The sequence below is a fragment of the Methylobacterium organophilum genome, assembly GCF_022179465.1.
In the GTDB taxonomy this organism is placed as follows: Bacteria; Pseudomonadota; Alphaproteobacteria; order Rhizobiales; family Beijerinckiaceae; genus Methylobacterium; species Methylobacterium organophilum.
The window spans coordinates 366,392-383,318 of record NZ_BPQV01000001.1; the positions used below are offsets into that span (position 1 = coordinate 366,392).

Annotated in this window: 17 protein-coding genes; 4 read left to right on the top strand and 13 right to left on the bottom strand. The window is 69.7% G+C overall.

The annotated features are described in order from the left end of the window. Positions 1-324 precede the first annotated feature (324 nt). Positions 325-930, top strand: coding sequence for a Crp/Fnr family transcriptional regulator (locus MFF21_RS01655; protein ID WP_373324896.1), 606 nt, complete (start codon positions 325-327; stop codon positions 928-930). A gap of 21 nt (positions 931-951) precedes the next feature. Here the strand turns inward: MFF21_RS01655 and MFF21_RS24085 are convergent, their stop codons facing one another. Both MFF21_RS24085 and MFF21_RS01660 read right to left on the bottom strand, forming a co-directional pair. Beyond that, positions 952-1,215 carry a DUF6894 family protein gene (locus MFF21_RS24085; protein WP_373324897.1) on the bottom strand — a complete coding sequence of 88 codons (264 nt, stop codon included), beginning with the start codon at positions 1,213-1,215 and terminating at the stop codon, positions 952-954. Continuing rightward, positions 1,143-1,841: a Crp/Fnr family transcriptional regulator gene (locus MFF21_RS01660; protein ID WP_238309643.1), complete on the bottom strand. Its 699-nt coding sequence runs from the start codon at positions 1,839-1,841 to the stop codon at positions 1,143-1,145. Before MFF21_RS01660 ends, MFF21_RS24085 begins: the two co-directional genes overlap by 73 nt. Before the next feature lie 669 nt (positions 1,842-2,510). On the opposite strand from MFF21_RS01660, the gene MFF21_RS01665 reads away from it, so the two are divergent. Next, positions 2,511-3,281 carry a Crp/Fnr family transcriptional regulator gene (locus tag MFF21_RS01665; RefSeq protein WP_238309442.1) on the top strand — a complete coding sequence of 257 codons (771 nt, stop codon included), beginning with the start codon at positions 2,511-2,513 and terminating at the stop codon, positions 3,279-3,281. Positions 3,282-3,333: 52 nt separating this feature from the next. Here MFF21_RS01665 and MFF21_RS01670 read toward each other — a convergent pair whose 3' ends face one another. The 10 genes from MFF21_RS01670 to MFF21_RS01715 all read right to left on the bottom strand — a co-directional run bounded on the left by MFF21_RS01670 (position 3,334) and on the right by MFF21_RS01715 (position 12,547). Then, entirely contained in the window at positions 3,334-3,657 is a 324-nt protein-coding gene (locus MFF21_RS01670; RefSeq protein ID WP_238309443.1) for a hypothetical protein, read from the bottom strand. A gap of 17 nt (positions 3,658-3,674) precedes the next feature. Next, entirely contained in the window at positions 3,675-4,142 is a 468-nt protein-coding gene (gene ptsN, locus MFF21_RS01675) for a PTS IIA-like nitrogen regulatory protein PtsN (RefSeq protein ID WP_238309444.1), read from the bottom strand. 166 nt (positions 4,143-4,308) lie between these two features. Beyond that, positions 4,309-4,908, bottom strand: a complete 600-nt coding sequence (gene hpf / locus MFF21_RS01680; RefSeq protein ID WP_238309445.1) for a ribosome hibernation-promoting factor, HPF/YfiA family — start codon at positions 4,906-4,908, stop codon at positions 4,309-4,311. A 109-nt stretch (positions 4,909-5,017) separates the two neighbouring features. Further along, positions 5,018-6,559 carry an RNA polymerase factor sigma-54 gene (rpoN, locus tag MFF21_RS01685; protein WP_238309446.1) on the bottom strand — a complete coding sequence of 514 codons (1,542 nt, stop codon included), beginning with the start codon at positions 6,557-6,559 and terminating at the stop codon, positions 5,018-5,020. Positions 6,560-6,898: 339 nt separating this feature from the next. Then, a complete protein-coding gene (lptB, locus tag MFF21_RS01690) occupies positions 6,899-7,729 on the bottom strand; it encodes an LPS export ABC transporter ATP-binding protein (protein ID WP_238309447.1) in 831 nt (276 codons plus the stop codon). A gap of 71 nt (positions 7,730-7,800) precedes the next feature. Continuing rightward, positions 7,801-8,613 carry an LptA/OstA family protein gene (locus MFF21_RS01695; RefSeq protein ID WP_238309448.1) on the bottom strand — a complete coding sequence of 271 codons (813 nt, stop codon included), beginning with the start codon at positions 8,611-8,613 and terminating at the stop codon, positions 7,801-7,803. Then, a complete protein-coding gene (locus MFF21_RS01700; protein WP_238309644.1) occupies positions 8,610-9,329 on the bottom strand; it encodes a lipopolysaccharide-assembly, LptC-related protein in 720 nt (239 codons plus the stop codon). The genes MFF21_RS01695 and MFF21_RS01700 overlap by 4 nt, the downstream gene beginning before the upstream one ends. Before the next feature lie 221 nt (positions 9,330-9,550). Next, positions 9,551-10,177 (bottom strand): ribonuclease D, encoded by a 627-nt coding sequence (locus MFF21_RS01705; protein ID WP_238309449.1) that lies wholly within the window; start codon positions 10,175-10,177, stop codon positions 9,551-9,553. Between the two features lie 118 nt (positions 10,178-10,295). Continuing rightward, a complete protein-coding gene (locus MFF21_RS01710) occupies positions 10,296-11,711 on the bottom strand; it encodes a hypothetical protein (protein ID WP_238309450.1) in 1,416 nt (471 codons plus the stop codon). A 20-nt stretch (positions 11,712-11,731) separates the two neighbouring features. Continuing rightward, complete coding sequence (locus MFF21_RS01715; RefSeq protein WP_238309451.1) at positions 11,732-12,547, bottom strand: hypothetical protein; 816 nt, start codon at positions 12,545-12,547, stop codon at positions 11,732-11,734. A gap of 323 nt (positions 12,548-12,870) precedes the next feature. On the opposite strand from MFF21_RS01715, the gene MFF21_RS01720 reads away from it, so the two are divergent. Then, a complete protein-coding gene (locus MFF21_RS01720) occupies positions 12,871-13,794 on the top strand; it encodes a lipid kinase (RefSeq protein ID WP_238309452.1) in 924 nt (307 codons plus the stop codon). A 20-nt stretch (positions 13,795-13,814) separates the two neighbouring features. Beyond that, positions 13,815-14,558 (top strand): TerC family protein, encoded by a 744-nt coding sequence (locus tag MFF21_RS01725; RefSeq protein WP_238309453.1) that lies wholly within the window; start codon positions 13,815-13,817, stop codon positions 14,556-14,558. A gap of 40 nt (positions 14,559-14,598) precedes the next feature. Here the strand turns inward: MFF21_RS01725 and MFF21_RS01730 are convergent, their stop codons facing one another. Continuing rightward, positions 14,599-16,827, bottom strand: a complete 2,229-nt coding sequence (locus tag MFF21_RS01730) for a TonB-dependent siderophore receptor (protein ID WP_238309454.1) — start codon at positions 16,825-16,827, stop codon at positions 14,599-14,601. Between the last annotated feature and the right edge of the window lie 100 nt (positions 16,828-16,927).

Below are 16,927 nucleotides of genomic sequence, written 5' to 3' on the forward strand. Positions count from 1 at the left end.
GAAGCAGCTCGTCACAACCGCTTCGTCACGCACCGTACAAAACAAAGGTTGTATGGCTTATTGTCCGGTTGTCGACACTATCCTATGTTGATCCAGACAGAGCAAATACTGTCTGCTTTCGGACCGTTCTCCGAGATCGATCACAATCTAATCGCCTTTGTCGACCAATCGTTTATTCGGCACGCGCAAACGTTTGCCCAGCTGCCGATCTGTGTCTTGCCTGCTTCTTCGTCCTGCCAGAACCGCCTGCTCGCCCTTCTCTCAAAGGACGACCTCGCGCTTCTCGAACCACATCTTGAGCCGTTCAACGCGCCCTTGGGGACTGTGCTCGTCGAGCCGGACCAGCCGATCCTCCACGCGCATTTTCCCGAAACCGGCCTGTGCTCCGTGATCGCGGCCTCGCGGGAGGGCAGCCGGATCGAGATCGGTCTGTTCGGGCGGGACGGCTTCGGCAGCGCGGCCCTCGCGCTGGGCAGCGACCGCATCCCGCACCAGATCTTCATGCAGGTCGGGGGCGGCGGTCAGCGGATCCGGACCGACCTCCTCAAACGGGCGATCGAGGCCAGCCCAACCCTGCGCGCGCTGCTGCTGCGCTACGCGCAGACCTTCCTGGTCCAGATCGCCCAGACGGCCCTGGCCAATGCCAGCGCGCCGGTCGAGGAGCGCCTGGCACGCTGGCTCGTGATGTATCACGACCGCCAGGACGGCGAGGTCCTCTCGATCACCCACGAACTCTTGTCGATGATGCTGGGCGTGCGCCGGCCGACCGTCACGGTGGCCCTGCAGATGCTGGAGGGCGCGGGCCTGATCCAGGCCAAGCGCGGGCGCATCATCGTGCTCAACCGGGCCCGGCTGATCAAGGCCGCCGGCGAGGCCTACGGGCCGGCGGAGAGCGAGTACGAGCGCTTGATCGGGTCCCTGCGGGGCTGAGGGGACCGGCGGCCGCTCGGATCACAGCAGCGTGTCGCAGGGAACCTCCGCGAGGGCCGTGCCGGCCTCGTCGGTGATCACGAACACGTCGTGCCGCCATTTGCGCGGCGCCCCGTAGACATGGGGCAGGCGCAGCATCTCGCGCAGGATCGCGAGGGCAAGTCCGCGCGCCGCGTCGAGATCGGGGAGCTCGTCGCCTTCCTCGTCGCGGATCAGGACGCCGCGGCGACGTGTGTTGAGGAAGTAGCGCGGCAGGGTTCCGCCTCCCCGAGCAACCGCTCGTATTCCGCCTCGGCCGTCCCGTAGGTGTCGCGGGCGAGGTCCTTCAGTTGATCGCGGTCGAGCACGATGACGCGCCCGCGCCTGGCCTGAATCATCCGGCGCCCTTCCAGAACATGCATCGCGGTCGTGACGCCGGGACGGCGCACGCCGAGCATGAGCGCCATGAAATCGTGCGTGAGGGGCAGCTCGTTCCTGCGCAGGCGATCCTGCGTCATGAGGATCCAACGGGCGAGGCGGATCTCGATGGTGCAGTCCGCGTTGGCGTAAACGGTCTCTCCGACCTGTACGATCAGGCTCTGGACATAACGCCCCAGGACGCCCCGCAGTGCCGGGCTGGCCTCGAGGGCCGCCTGCAGGTCGGAGGCCTCGATGCGGAGCATCGACCCCTCCGCCTGCACCATCGCGTTGTGCGGCGTGCGCCCGGTGCCCAGCACGAGCGGCGTGCCGACGAAGCCTTCATAGCCCACGAGGCCGATCTCGACGCGGCCTTCCACCGTGTCGCAGATCAGCGAGACGAGCCCGTCCTCCGGAAAATAGCCATGGGTGATCGGCTCGCGGGCCATGACGAGCGGCTGCCGCATGCTCATGGACACTCGTTCGAGACTCGGCGCGAGGCGCTCGAACTCCATCGGCGTCAAGGCCGCGAGCAGCCGGTTGCGGACAATGTCGTGGTGAAGCTGGGACACGGCTCCACTCCCTCTTCGAGAATTTCCCGCACAGGTTGTGCAGCAGCGGCGACGCCCCGGCTCGCCCGCCCGAGCCATCCAGCCCGGGCCGGCCTCTCGCCTATCGAGGCAAACCTCTTGCCAAGCATCGCGAATTTCGGACGCGGCGCCTGTGCGACGTCGGGACCGCTCCCCTTACTTAAGGACGATCAGGCGAAAAACGACCAGCGTACGATCTCATACCGAGGGGGCGAGAAAACAAAGTACGGTTTCAGACCCAAGATACAACCTATATTTAAGATGATAAAACCCTGGGTTAAGGATATTTCCTGCGGGATCCGGGCCTCATCGCCACGGGCTCCTCGGCGCGTCCGAGATTTTTCTGGAGAAATCGGACCCGGCCGGTTGTTTTTCTGATCACGCTCGATCGCAGGATCGGGTTGGATCTTTTCGATGCTTGGGCAACGATCGGATCTCATCGCGCCGGGCCGTCGAGCCGGGAGAGCGGGACAACCGGGCGGAGACGGCATCGAGGGAGGCCTCTGTCGTGAGTCATGCACCCACGTCGTCCCACGGAAACCCGGCGGCCGCCTCGCGGACCATGCGCCCTGCGGAACGGCTGGGGACCGAGCATTGACCGGCCTCCAGGCTCCCCTCGCCCGCCCCCGCAACGGAACAGCCCCCTCGCCCGACAGCGCGGGAGAAGTCCTCGTCGCCCGGCTCGCCGGCTTCGTCCCCCTTTCCCCCGACGACCGGACGGCCCTGTCCCAGCTCGCGCGGCGGGAGACCTACGTGCCGGCCCATATGGATCTCGTCCACGAGGGCGAGGCGACGGATAGCGCCTTCCTCGTGCTGGAGGGGATCGCCTGCCGCTATGTCGAGAATGCCGCCGGCGCGCGCCAGATCCTGGCCCTGCTGCTGCCGGGCGACCTCTGCGACACCGATCTGGGCCACCTGACGCAGTGGGATCACGGCATCGCGGCCCTGTCGCCCTGCCAGGTGGCCCGCGTGCCGCGGACCAAGCTCGAGGGGCTGATCGCAACCCATCCCGCCGTCACGCAGGCCTTCCGGCTGGCCAAGCTCGAAGCGGAAGCGCGAAGCCGCAACTGGCTGGCCGCCCTCGGCATCTGCCGGGCCACGGAGCGGCTGACGCGGGTGCTGTGCGAGATCCTCGACCGGCTGCACGCCGTGGGTCTTTCCGGCCCGAGCGATTGCCCGCTGCCGCTGACGCAGATGGATCTCGCCGAGTGCATCGGCACGAGCAGCGTCCACGTCAACCGCACGCTGCAGGAGCTGCGCCGCTCAGGCACGATGGAGTTGAAGGGCGGCCGCCTGCGCATCCTCGACCGGGCCGGCCTGGAGGCCCTGAACGGCCACAGGCGCCCCCCGCTCCCGAACGTCTGATCGGCCCTCCGATGCTCAGGCCCGCGCAGGCGGCCGGAGGAGGGCGCTTCCTTCAGAGCCCCTTGCAGCGCATCCGGATCAGGCCGGCGAATTCCTGCTCCGAGCCCTGGACCTGACCGAGGCGGTCGCGCCGCTCGGGGCCCGACAGGCAACGGCCATAGACGCCGGCGATCCGCCGCATCGTGTCGATGTGCCGGCGCCAGACCCGGCAGCGGGAGGCCTCATCCTCGCCCGCCGTCTCCAGCTGCTCGATCGCCTGGCGCTGCATCGAGTTCGCCACCAGCACGTCCCGGGCGCAGACGGCGTCCTGGGCCCGGGCCGGAGAGAGGACCGGGCCGGCTGCGAGCAGAGCGATGACCGGAAGCAGGGCGCGCACGCGCAAGGGAGCGTCCCTCACGCCGCCTGGGACGCGGCGTTGTGGGTCAGGAGCGCGAACAGGGCGCTCTCGTCCCGCGCATTGCGGATCCGTTGCAGCATGCCCGGCTCGCGCAGCACCCGGGCCACCTGGGCCAGGGCCTTGAGATGGTCGGCCCCCGCGCTCTCGGGCGCGAGCAGGAGGAAGGCGACATCCACCGGCTGGGCGTCGAGGGCCTCGAAATCCACGGGCCGGTCGAGGCGCGCCACCATCCCGAACATCCGGTTGAGCTTGGCGAGCTTGCCGTGCGGGATCGCGACGCCGTCGCCGATCCCCGTCGAGCCCAGCCGCTCGCGCTGGAGCAGCGTCTCGAACACCTCGCGCTCGTCGAGCTCGGGCAGCCGCTGGGCGGCCTGGGCGCTCAGATCCTGAAGCACCTGCTTCTTGGTCCGCGCCCGCAGGTTCGGGATCACGGCATCCGGCTGAAGGAATTCCAAGATCGGCATGGAGGACGCTTCGCCCCTCGTCGGCACCCCAGGCGGATGCCGTACACTACAACCGGGTGGTCGCCCCGGCCTATCCGTCAAAAGCGCGTCTCCGACCGCTCTCCGACAGGCCATCGAGCCCGCAAGAGTCCTGCCAGCCGAGGCCGAGCCCGCCTCCGGGCCGGGCTCAGGCCCGCTCGGGAGGGTCGACCCAACCGATCGCGCCGTCGCTGCGCCGATATACGACGTTCACGCGGCCGGTGCCAGCGTGGACGAAGACGACGACCGGAGCACCGGTCAGGTCGAGGGCGGTGACCGCCTCGCTGACCGATTGCCGGCGCAGGGTCCGGGTCGACTCGGCCACGACCGGCGGATGCTCGGCCTCGCCGTCGGCGCCGGACTCGTCCTCCCCCTCCTCGTCGATCGGGGCGAAGACGGCGTAGGCCGCTTCTACGTCGGCCCCGTTGTGGCTCTGCGCGTTGTGGTCCTTGAGGCGGTGCTTGTAGCGCCTCAGGCGCTTCTCCAGGCGGTCGGCGGTCTGCTCGAAGCTCGCATGGGGGTCGTGCGCGGCCGCCGAGGCCTCCAGCGTCAGGCCGGAGGCGAGGTGTACCACGCAATCCGTGCGGTAGGCGGTGCCGTCCCTGCGCAGGGTCACATGCCCCGTGCAGGAGCCGCTCATGTGGCTGTCGAGATATTTGCCGAGGGTTGCGGACATCCGGTCCTGCACCCGCCCTCGCAATGCTTCGCCGAGATCCAGGCCATGCCCCGTGACCCGCAAACCAGCCATCGACGTCTCCGATCTTTTCCGGGACGCCCAGAACTAGGAAGGGGGCCGATCCAAGTCAACGCGATGCCGGCATCCGAAATGCCGGTTCGAAGCCAACAGGGCCAAAGTGTTAGCGGGCGGACTGAGCGACCCTCTCCCGCCGCCGCTCGATCGAGGAGGGGATGCGCAGGGATTCGCGGTACTTGGCGACGGTGCGCCGGGCGATGTCGATGCCCTCGTCGCGCAGGCGCTGCACCAGCGCATCGTCGGAGAGCACGTCGGAGGCCTCCGCATCGACGAGCTGCTTGATGCGGTGGCGCACGGCCTCCGAGGAATGGGCCGCCCCGCCGGCCGCGCCGGGAATGGCCGCGGTGAAGAAGTATTTCATCTCCAGGGTGCCGCGGCTGGTGCCGATCGACTTGTTGGAGGTCACACGGGAAACCGTGGACTCGTGCATGCCGATCGCCTCGGCCACGGTCTTCAGGTTGAGCGGGCGCAGATGGGTGACGCCGTGCAGGAAGAAGCCGTCCTGCTGGCGCACGATCTCGGTCGCCACCTTCAGGATGGTGCGCGCCCGCTGCTCGAGGGAGCGGGTGAGCCAGTTCGCCGTCTGCAGGCACTCGGACAGGAAGGCCTTGTCGCCCTCGGCCACCGCACCCTTGGAGACACGGGCATAGTAGCTCTGGTTGACCAGCACCCGGGGCAGCGCCTCCGCGTTCAGCTCCACCAGCCAGGACCCGTCCGGGGCGGCGCGCACGAACACGTCCGGCACCAGCACTTCGACGGGATGGGTTCCGAAGGCCCGGCCGGGCTTGGGATCGAGCCGGCGAATCTCGGCGAGCATCTCCACCAGATCCTCGTCGTCCACCCCGCAGAGCCGACGCAGGGCGGCGAGATCGCGCTTGGCGACGAGATCGAGGCGCGAGACGAGGGCCTCCATGGCGGGATCGAAGCGGTTCTGCTCCCGCAGCTGGATGGCGAGGCATTCGGCGAGGTCGCGGGCGGCGACCCCCGGCGGGTCGAAAGTCTGGACGAGTTTCAGCACCCGGGCGACGTCGTCGAGCTTCGCCCCGAGGCGCTCGGCCACGCCCTCGACCGTCTCGCGCAGGTAGCCGGCCTCGTCGACGGAATCGATCAGGAAGCTGCCGATCAGCCGGTCGCCGGGATGAGCGGTGGCGATGTCGAGCTGTGCGGCGAGGTGATCGCGCAACGACGTCTCCGCCGTCAGCGTCGCCTCGAAATCGGGAAGCTCGCCGTCGAAGCTGCCGCCGGTATTGCCGTAGGGCGCGGGCGTCAGGGACAGCATGTCGCCGGCCCCGCTCTCCCGCGGCATCGGGTTCTCGTCGGCGAAGACGTTGTCGAGGCGGGTATCGAGGCGGCTCTCGATCTCCGTGCGGTCGGGGGCCATGTCGTTGGCGAGCCAGGACTCGGCCTCGCCCCCATCCCCGTCGCCGTCGAAGCCGCGATCGGCCTCGCCGGCGGCCTCGGGCGCCTCGCGTTCGCCGCCCTCTCCCTCGATCCGCTCGAGCAGGGGATTGCGCTCCAGCTCGGCATCGACGTAGGCGACGAGATCGAGCTGGGAGAGCTGCAGGAGCTTGATGGCCTGCAGGAGCTGCGGCGTCATCACCAGGGCCTGGCCCTGGCGCATTTCCAGCCGTTGCAGCAGACTCATCGCGAAGCCCGATTCCCGATCGACAAGGTGAGAGCGGACCCGGCCGCAGCTCGGGCCCCGTTAGCGGCACGTTTCTTGCTTTTTTGACCTGTTTAAGACTTAGCCCCAACCGCGGCACAGGTCAAAGCGCCTTTGGGGCTGCCGCCCCGAATCCCGTGCATCGCGACCGTGCCGACACAGGTGACCCTTGCGGAGCGGGACTGTCCGATTCGCGCTCTAAGAAAACCTTGCGCGCTTCTGCGACGCGCGCAGCGGCCGCCTGCGTGGCTCAGGGGAGGTTACCGCGGCCTTACGGCTCGGCACGCGCAGCCCCATTCGAGACCCCGGCGCGACGCATGCTCAGAGCCGGAAATCCTCGCCGAGATAGAGCCGGCGGGCATCCTCGTTGGCGACGATCTCGTCGGGGGTGCCCTCGGTGAGGATGCGGCCGGAATGGGCGATATAGGCGCGGTCGATCAGGCCCAGCGTCTCGCGCACGTTGTGGTCGGTGATGAGCACGCCGATGTTGCGGCGCTTCAGATGCTTCACGAGATCCTGGATGTCGCCCACCGCGATGGGGTCGATGCCGGCGAAGGGCTCGTCGAGCAGGATGAAGGTCGGCGAGGAGGCGAGCGCCCGGGCGATCTCGCAGCGCCGGCGCTCGCCGCCGGACAGGGCGATCGAGGGCGACTTGCGCAGGCGCGCGATGTCGAACTCCTCCAGCAGGGAATCGAGCTTGCGCTCCCGCAGCTTGCGGTCGGGCTCGGCCACCTCGAGCACCGCGCGGATATTGTCCTCGACGGACAGGCCCCGGAAGATCGAGGCCTCCTGCGGCAGGTAGCCGATGCCGAGGCGCGCGCGCTGGTACATCGGCAGCCGGGTGATCTCCATGCCGTCCAGGCTGATCGTGCCGCGGTCGGCGGTGACGAGGCCGGTGATCATGTAGAAGATCGTGGTCTTGCCCGCCCCGTTCGGGCCGAGCAGGCCCACGGCCTCGCCGGTGCGCACCGTCAGGCCCGCCTCGTGCACCACGGTGCGCGCCCCGTAGCTCTTGCGCAGGCCGCGCACGGCCAGGATGCCGGGGCCGCCCTCGAAGGCCTCGGCGGCGGCTTCCGCGCTTCGGGCGGCCGCCTTGCGGCCGAGGAGGCGGCGCAGGAAGGAGGGCGCGCGGGAGCGCGCGGCCACCGCCATGGCGGCACCGGCCGCCGGGGCCGACCCCGTCCGCCAGGACGGAGCGGCCCAGCCTGTCGCGATCGCCTCAGTCAATTCGCCTGCGCCCGCGTCTTGCCGCCGGGGTTCCGGCCCGCGGCCTCGGTGGGCTTCGCGCCCTCGGCGGATTTGGGCGCTTCGGCGGACTTTGCCACTTCGGCGGACTTGGCCCCCTCCGCCGGCTTCGGGGCGGCCTTGGCCGTGCCCGGCGGGGGCGGGCAGCCCTTGGCGCCGCCCTTGGCATCGTCCTTCTGCCCGGGCACGAACATCGCCGAGACGCGCCCGCCGGCCACCGGGTCCATGTTCGCGCGGCCGGTATTCATGTCGTAAACGAGGCGCGAGCCGCGGGTGACGTTCTGGCACTGGCTCAGCACGACGTTGCCGGTGAGCACGATGCGCCTGGCGGTCTGGTCGAACACGGCGTTGTCGCCGGTGGCGACCTGGTCCTTCTGCACCACGGTGACCGGCCCGGCGCATTCGACCTTGCGGATGCCGTTCTCGGCCATGGCGGCGGCGCTTTCGCCGGAGGAGGCGCTCTCCCCGGCGGCCGCATCCTTATCCTTGGCAGCGTCCTTCGACGCGTCCTTGCCGCCCTCTTTGCCGCGCTTGTAGAACACGGTCATGGCCGAGCAGCGGATGGTGCTGTCGCCCTGCACGGCGACGACGTTGCCGGCGAAGATCGCCTTGCTCTCCCGGTCGAACACGTCGAGCCGGTCGGCGTCGATCTTGATCGGCTCCTTGCCGCCGGCGCCGAAGGCGCCGAGCCCGGACTTCTTGGCATCCGACTGGGCCTGCACCGCCGCAGGCGCGGCAGCGAGCGACAGCGCGAGCCCGGCAAGGAGCAGACGGAGGGGCAGGCGCGTCACGGCTGGGCCTCCGCCATGGCGGCGGGTTTGCGGTCGGCCTTGTCGGTGCCGTGGAAGACCGCGTGCACGTTGCCGACGAAGGAGATCACCTTGCCGTTGTCGACCACGTCGAGGGTGTCGGCGTCGATGCGCCCGCTCGGCACCGTGACGGCCACGGGCTCGGACGATTTCACCGTGCCGGCCTTGAAGTCGACGGCGGCGGAATTCAGCCGGATCTCCTCGCCCTTGTCCGTCCAGAGCCGGATGTCGTGGTCGAGGGTGAGCGATTCGCGGGCCGAATCGAACAGGCCGTTCTTCGCCTCGAGATAGGCCAGGCCGCCCTTGTCGTCGGTGGCGAGATGGCCCTTCATGGTCTGCAGCTCGATGAGGGCGGGCTTGCGCACATCCTGCAGAGCGGCGGTGGCGGTGACCTCGTAGCCGCGGTCGCCCTTGCGGAAGCCCGACAGGCGCGGATTCTCCATGGTCACCTTGGTGCCGGTGACGCTGACCGGCCCGAGGGTGACGTTGGGCAGCGAAGGGGCCAGGGCGCGATAGGCCACCACGGCGCCGAGCCCGAGCACGGCGATTCCGGCGGCGACCGGGATCACGAAGCGCAGGGCGCGCACGCGCATGCTGTGGCGGCGCGCCTGCCTATGGGCGCGACGGCGGCGTGCGTTCTCGTTCGCGGCGAGCGCGATGAGGTCGCTATCCATGTCGAGAGGATCGGCCGCCTGCATTCGGACCCCGATGGTGCCTGCGCGCGTCACCGTTGCCGTGTCCCGACAGGTCGGGGGCGGCACCGCGCCTCGAGGCGGATGCGTGCGTGCGGTGGCGAAGTTATGACCTTGCGGCAAAGAATTGATCAACGGCCCGCATGTGCGCGTCCACACGCGCAATGCACCGTCATCTTGGAGGCGATCCCCGAAAACCGGATTTCTGCGCGGTCAAGCACACCGCCTCAGGCATGCGCGAAGATGTCGCTCTCCGACCAGCCGGCGAGGTCGAGCTTGGCCCGGGTCGGCAGGAAGTCGAAACAGGACCGGGCGAGCTCGGTGCGGCCCTCCCGGGCGAGCATGGTGTCGAGCCGGTCGCGGGCGGCGTGGAGATGCAGCACGTCGGAAGCCGCGTAGTCGAGCTGGGCCTGGCTCAGGGTGTCCGCGCCCCAATCCGAGGATTGCTGCTGCTTGGAGAGATCGACGCCGACCATCTCGCGCACCACGTCCTTCAGGCCGTGCCGGTCGGTATAGGTGCGGGCGAGCTTCGAGGCGATCTTGGTGCAGTAGACCGGCCCCGGCATCACCCCGAGGGCGTGGAACAGCACCGCGAGGTCGAAGCGGGCGAAATGGAAGATCTTCTGCACGCCCGGATCGGCCAGCACGCCCTTGAGCACCTCCGGCACGGGGCCGCCGGGCACGATCTGCACCACGTCGGCGCTGTTGTCGCCCTTGGAGATCTGCACCACGCACAGACGGTCGCGCAGGGGATTGAGCCCGAGCGTCTCGGTATCGACCGCGATCGCGCTTCCGGGCTCGAAGCTCGCGGGGAGATCGCCGCGGTGGAAGCGGATGGTCGGCGCTGCGGACATCGTGTCGGGTCTGCGATCGTTCCGGGGAGACGATTCGGCGCCTAGCATCCGGAAGCCCGGAGGGAAAGGCGTCCGACGGCAAGGCCGACGCGCGGACAGCGCCCCGCGCCCTCGTCCCCTAGCGTTTCCAGACGCCGAGGCGCTCGCTGCGGGCGTGGTCCTCCGCCGCGATCAGCTCCGGCGTGGCCTCCGAGGAGGCACGGCCGCCGCCATTGAACAGCACCACCTCGGAAAGGTCGCGGCTCTCCACCGTACAGGTATGGGCGCTGCTGCCCGGGGCGGGCAGGCAGGTGACCTCGCGGCCCGCCAGATATTTGGTCAGCTCCTCGGCCTGGCCGCCGCGGACCCACTCGACGCCGAACAGGTGGACGACCTTGCCCGCCACCCGCAGGGTCGCGGTGTCGATCACCTCCGCCGGGCCGCGCAGCTCGTTGGGGTTGCGGGACGGGGCGGGCAGCTCCTCGCCCTCGGGCGGCTGCTCCTCGGTATCCGCCGGGGGAGCCTTGGCCTGGGAAGGGGGCTTGGCCTGGGAAGGGGCCTGGGCAGGGGCCTGGGAAGGAGGCGGAGCAGGCGCCTTGGCCGGCCGCGGCGCCTCCGTCGAGGCCTGCGGCTTCGGTGCCGTCGCCTCCTCTTCGTCGCCCCCCGAGACCAGCACCGCCGCGACCACCGCCAGGGCCGTGAGGCCGGCGAACCCCGCGAGCAGCGTGCGGCTCCGGCGCGCGCCGTCGCCCTGGTCGCGCCAGCCGAATCCCTGCGCGCGATCGAGCAGCCGGTGGCGCCCCTCGCGCAGCCGGTCGCCGGCATCGGCGCCCAGGCGGCGCAGGCGCGTCAGGCCGGCCGCTCCGAGGCCGGGCCGATCGCCCTGCGGCGGAGGCGAAAACGGAGGCGGGCCTTCGAGCCCCTGCGCCGCCGCGGCGGAGGCGACCGGCGGGGCCTCTTCGGCGGGGGCGGGAACGGGATACGGCGGGGAGGGGGCGAGGCGGCGGTCACGCCGCGCGCGCCAACCCTCGAAGGCCCCGCTCGCCGCGCTGGCCATCGCCCGGCCCCGTTCCGCAGAGCGGTTCGCGAAGGAGCGCGCCAGGGCGGATTGGGTCTCGACGAACCGGGCGCTCGCGGCCTTCACCTCGGCGAGAGGGTCCCGGGGCGGCTCGACCGGCTCGGGCGCGGGCTCCGGGATCGGTGCGAACAGCGCCGGATGGCGCGCCCGCAGCTCCGCAACGAGATCCTCGAGGGTGAAGGGGACGGGCTCGGCCGGCACCGCAGGCGCCGGCCCGGCCTTCTTCCGGCTCTTCTTTTCCTGAAACGGGTCCGCCGCCGGCACGGGGCGCATCCGCGGCGCGCCGTGCCGGTCGACGACCCGGTAGCCCGGCGCCTCCTCGGTCGGCTCCGTCGCGGCCTCGACCATCAGGGCCAGGGTCTGGCGGGCGAGGGGATGAGCGCGCTGGCGATCGAGCTCGGCCAGGATCAGGCCGCGCAGGCGCGCCTCCTCGTCCGCCGTGGGCAGGAAGACTGTGGAGGCGCCAGCACTCGTCATCGCCGCGTCCGGATCCGTTCTCAGGCGCCGCGTCCCGGGGCGAGTCCGCTCAGGGTCGGGCCGTAGCGGCGCAGCACGCGGCTCGACTCGCCGACGATCAGCGGCCGGCCCTCGGCGAAGCTGACGGTGAGCGTGAGCTCGGCCACGCCGCTGGAGCGGGCGCCCCGGGCAGGGTTCGATGCGGTGAATTCGACCGGCACGCGCACGATGCAGGTGGCGGAGGCTGCGTGGCAGGCGGTGCGCATGGCGCGCTCCTGCGGCTCGTAGCGCCGCTCGGGCCAGCGCCGGCCGAAGCGGCGCTTCTCGGCCATGATCGCCGCGAGGGTCATGGTGCGGCCGTGGAAGCGGACCTGCGGCGCGTAGAAGCGCGGGGCGGCGCCGACGAAGGTGTCGTTGCCGGAGGAAACGGTGCGCAGGTAATCCGTCGCGACCTGCTGCGTGGTGACCGCCCAATCCGCGAAGCGCGGATCGGAGGCCGGCGCCTCCGCGGGCACGGGGACGGGGACGACCAGCGGGGGCGCCATGCGCCGATGCGCCTCGCCCCGGTCGCGCCGGGAGAAGCGCAGCCGGCCCCGGTGCCCCTCGGGGGGGGCCGCCTCGGCCGCGCGCCGGGCGGGAGTGGTGTGGGCGGCGGGCCTCTCGGTGCGCACCGCGGGGCTGCGCGTCCCCTCGGTCTTCTCCGCCGCGGCCTTCGGCGCCTCCGCGGGCGTCGCCTTCCCGGGCGCCGGCTTGGCCGGGGGGTCGACCCAGCCTCCGGCCTGCTGCGCCACGGCCGGCAGGGCGCCGCCGAGGACGGCGAGGAGGACGAGATGGGAATACCCGGCTAGGCGGCGCATGACGTCATCCGATCGCAGCGATAAGGGAACGCGAGACAAACGCCCCCGGGCGCCCGCACGGTTCCACCCCGCCCGGGAACCCGCGCGGCGTGGCCCGGGCATGCCACGGGAGCGCGAGCCTCGGCAAGCTGAGGGTGTAGGCCCCCGTGCCCCATGTGAATCATGGCAAAACCGCGCCGTTTGCCCTTGCCCTCGGCCCCGAAGAGCCCACCTTGAGCGTGCCCCGGGTCCGGGCCCCTCTGGCGGTCGAGGCGTCGGCCGTGATGTCGGATCCCCGTTGGAGCCAGCGCAGACGCGGCGCGACCCCTGATGCGAGCGGCCCTTTGACCGCCTCTTCGCTGCCCGAGCGGCGCGCCCTCCTGATCGTCAACCCGAAGGCGCGCAACGGCGCCGCGCCCTTGGACGAGATCCGCGCCGCGCTCCGCGCGGGCGGCATCACCCCGATCGAGCCCGAGCCCGACGATTGCGTGGCGCTGATCGAGCGCCATGCCCGCGCCTGCGACCTCGTCGTCCTCGGCGGCGGCGACGGCACCATGAACCATGCCGCGCCGGCCCTCGTCGCGAGCGGCCTGCCCCTCGGCATCCTGCCCCTCGGCACCGCCAACGATCTCGCCCGCTCGCTCCAGATCCCCCTCGACCCGGTCGCGGCCGCGCGGACGATCGTCACGAACGATCCGAAGCCCGTCGATCTCGGCTGGGTCAACGGGCATTACTACTTCAACGTGGCGAGCATCGGCTTCTCGGCGGATCTCGCCGGCGAGCTGACGGCGGATGCCAAGAAGAAATGGGGCACGGTCGGTTACGCCATCGCCGCCTTCCGCCTGCTCCGCCGCGCCCGCCCCTTCACGGTGACGATCGAGCATGACGGCCAGACCGAGAAGGTGGTGACCATCCAGGCCTCGGTCGGCAACGGGCGCCATTACGGCGGCGGCATGACGGTCTCGGAGAGCGCGACCGTCGACGACGGCAAGCTGGATTTCTACAGCCTGGAGGTCGCCCATTGGTGGCGGCTGCTCGCCCTGCTTCCGGCCCTGCGGCGGGGCACACAGGGCGAGGCGGCGGATGTGCGCGCCTTCCGCACCACGGAGATCCGGCTCACCACCCGCAAGCCGCGGCCGGTGAACACCGACGGAGAGCTGACCACGCAGACGCCGGCCCATTTCAAGGTGGTGCCGAGGGCGGTGCGCATCTTCGCGCCCGAGCACGGCACGCGCCCGCCCGAAAGCCGCTTCCCGCTTCCCTTCTGACCCGAGAGACGAGCCTGCCCGTGGACAGCCTCCTTCAGCTCGCCGCCGACCCCGCCGCCTGGGCGGCGCTCGCCACCCTGATGGTGATGGAGGTGGTGCTCGGCATCGACAACCTGATCTTCATCTCGATCCTGACCAACAAGCTGCCGCAGGCCCAGCAGGCCACGGCGCGGCGCACCGGCATCGGCCTCGCCCTGATCCTGCGCCTCGCCCTGCTCGGCACGGTGGCCTGGATCGTCCATCTGACCGAGCCGGTCTTCGCGATCCTCGGCAAGAGCTTCTCCTGGCGCGACGCGATCCTGATCGCCGGCGGCCTGTTCCTGCTCTGGAAGGCGACCAAGGAGATCCATCACAGCGTCGACCCGGACGGGGGCGAGAGCGGGGAGAAGGGCGCCCCGCTCGGCTTCGCGGCGGCGATCGGCCAGATCCTGGTTCTGGACCTCGTCTTCTCGATCGACTCGATCATCACGGCGGTGGGCATGACCGAGCACGTGCCGATCATGGTGATCGCCGTGGTGGCCGCCGTGACCGTGATGCTCGTCGCCGCCGATCCGCTCTCGCGCTTCATCGCGGCCAACCCCACGGTGGTGATGCTGGCGCTGGGCTTCCTCATCATGATCGGCATGACGCTGATCGCCGAGGGCTTCGGCGCCCACGTGCCCAAGGGCTACGTCTACACCGCCATGGCCTTCTCGGCGGGCGTGGAAGCCCTCAACATGCTGGCCCGCCGCCGCAGGAAGAAGGGCGCGGCGGGGGACGCCTGAGTGGGGCGGGGCGCTTCCGAAAGGAGGCGCCCGGCGGTGCTTACCAGCGGAAAATCAGGCTGCCGATCACCGTCGCGGGAGCGCCGCGGTAGCAATAGCCCGTCTGACAGTTCGTGTAGTTTCGGTCGAGGATGTTGTAGCCGTTGATCTGCGCGCGCCAGCCCTTGTAGCTCGGGTCGATGGCCGCGAAGTCATAGGAGACGAGGGCGTCGAACAGGGTCACGGTCGGATTGCGGACCGTGTTGAAGTCGTCCGCGAAGCTGTTCGTCGTGAACCGCGTGCCGCCACCGATGGTCAGGCCGGCGAGGGGCGAGGAGGGCGGGAACAGGTAGGTAGCGAAGGCCGTGAAGGTGTCGCCCGGAATGCCGGAAAGCTGGTTTCCGTCGACCGAGTAATAGCCGCCGCGATTGGGGTCGTAGGCCGTCTGATTGACGAATTGAAAGTTGAGATGCGTGTAGGACAGCGTCAGGTTGGTGCCGGGCGCGAAATTCGCGATCATCTCCATCTCGAAGCCGCGGGAACTGACCTCGCCGGTCGCCACGGTATTGACGACGTTGGTCGGATCCGTACGCAACAGGCTGGATTGCCGGATGTCGAAGCCGGCGACCGCGGCCGTGATGTTCGTGCCCGGGATCTGGTACTTCACGCCGGCCTCGATCTGGTCGCCGGTCGCAGGCTTAAAGGGTTGGTTCGTAACGATGTTGACGCCGGGCTGCGGCGTGAAGGTCGTCGCATAGCTCGCATAAGGCACCAGCCCGGGCGCCAGTACGTAGCCGAGGCCGACGCGCCCGGTGAAGGCGCTGTCGTTCTGGCTGCCCGTGCGCGCGCCCGTGGCATCGAGGCTGTCCTGGTTGACCCAATCGTGGCGGCCTGTCAGCGTCAAGATGAAGCGATCGAACTTCATCTGGTCCTGCAGGTAGACACCAATTTGGTCCTGTACCTGCCGGGAGGTATCGCCGAGCAGGGGCGAGGCGATGAACTGCCGCCCGTAGTTCAGATTGACGAGATCAAGATCCGGAGCGGGACCGAATCCGGACCGCGTACCGAAGCTGTAGTGGGTGTAGTCGAGCCCTGCGACAGCGACATGCTGGATCGGGCCCGTGTCGAAATGGCCCTCGATCTGATTGTCGAGGGTCGTCTGCCGCAGCGCCTCCCGCAGCCGGCCAACGGAGCGGGTTCCGATCGTGCGTGCATCGTTGATCGAATCGATCGAGGTATACTTGAAATCGACGAACGTGCCGTAGTGCCGGAAGTTCTGCCGGAAGATCAGGTCCGGCGTGAATTTGTGCTCGAAGGCATAGCCGATCCGGTACTGCTCCTGCTTCACGTCGTTGAAGGCTGCATCGCCACTGTAGAACCGGCTCACCCGGAAGCCGGGATCGTTGTAAAAGAAGGCCGTGCCCGGCACCGTCGAGGTCTGGTACTCGCTGAGGAAGGTGAAGGTCGTGTCGGCCGAGGGCTTCCAGGTGAAGGCCGGCGCGATGTTCACGCGGTCGTCCTTGGCACCGGGCAGGAACGTGTCCGACTGGCGGGCGACGCCGGTGAGACGGTAGGCGAGCGTGCCGTCGCTACCTTGGACCGGGCCGCCGAAATCGAAATTGCCCTGATAGCGGTCGTAGTTGCCCGCCTGCAGGATCATCTCGCCGAATTGGGTAAAGACCGGCCGCTTCGTCGTCACGTCGAGGATGCCGCCCGGTGAACCCAGGCCGTAGAGACCAGCCGCAGGCCCACGCAGGATGGTCACGGATTCGAGGCCGTAGGGCTCGATCCGCGGCAAAGTCAGGTTCGCCCCCACCTGGCGCAGGCCGTCACGGAAGATGCCGTTGTAGGTGACGTCGAAGCCGCGGATCGAGATCGAATCGAAGCGCGGGTCGTAGCCGGCGATGTTGACGGCCGCGCCGGGCGTGTAGGCGAGCGCCTCGCTGAGCGTCTGTACGTTCCGGTCGTTCAACTGCTCGCGAGTCACGACGGAGACCGATTGCGGCACTTCGATCAGCGGCGTGTTGGTCTTGGTCGCGGTCGGGCTGATGCGGGCGGTGTAGCCGACGATCCCGCTTGGGCCGCCGCCGCCGCCACTCGTCGCGGAACCGTCGACCGGGGCCGCCACGTTGCCGGAGCCCTGCGCCGTCCCCTGCGTCCGGCTGCCCTCCACGGAGATCGTCTCCAGCGTCGTCGCCTGCTGGGCGAGGGCGGGGCTGGTCAGGGCCGTGCCGAGGAGGAGGAGCGTCGCGAGGGGACGAGGGGCGGCGGGACGGATGCGCGACGGCATGCGGAACTCTTGCTTCAGATTAAGGGGCTGGCCGGACGATGTCCGGGCAGCGCCCCCTCCGCAAGAAAAATGACGATATAATTCAAATACTTAGACTAAT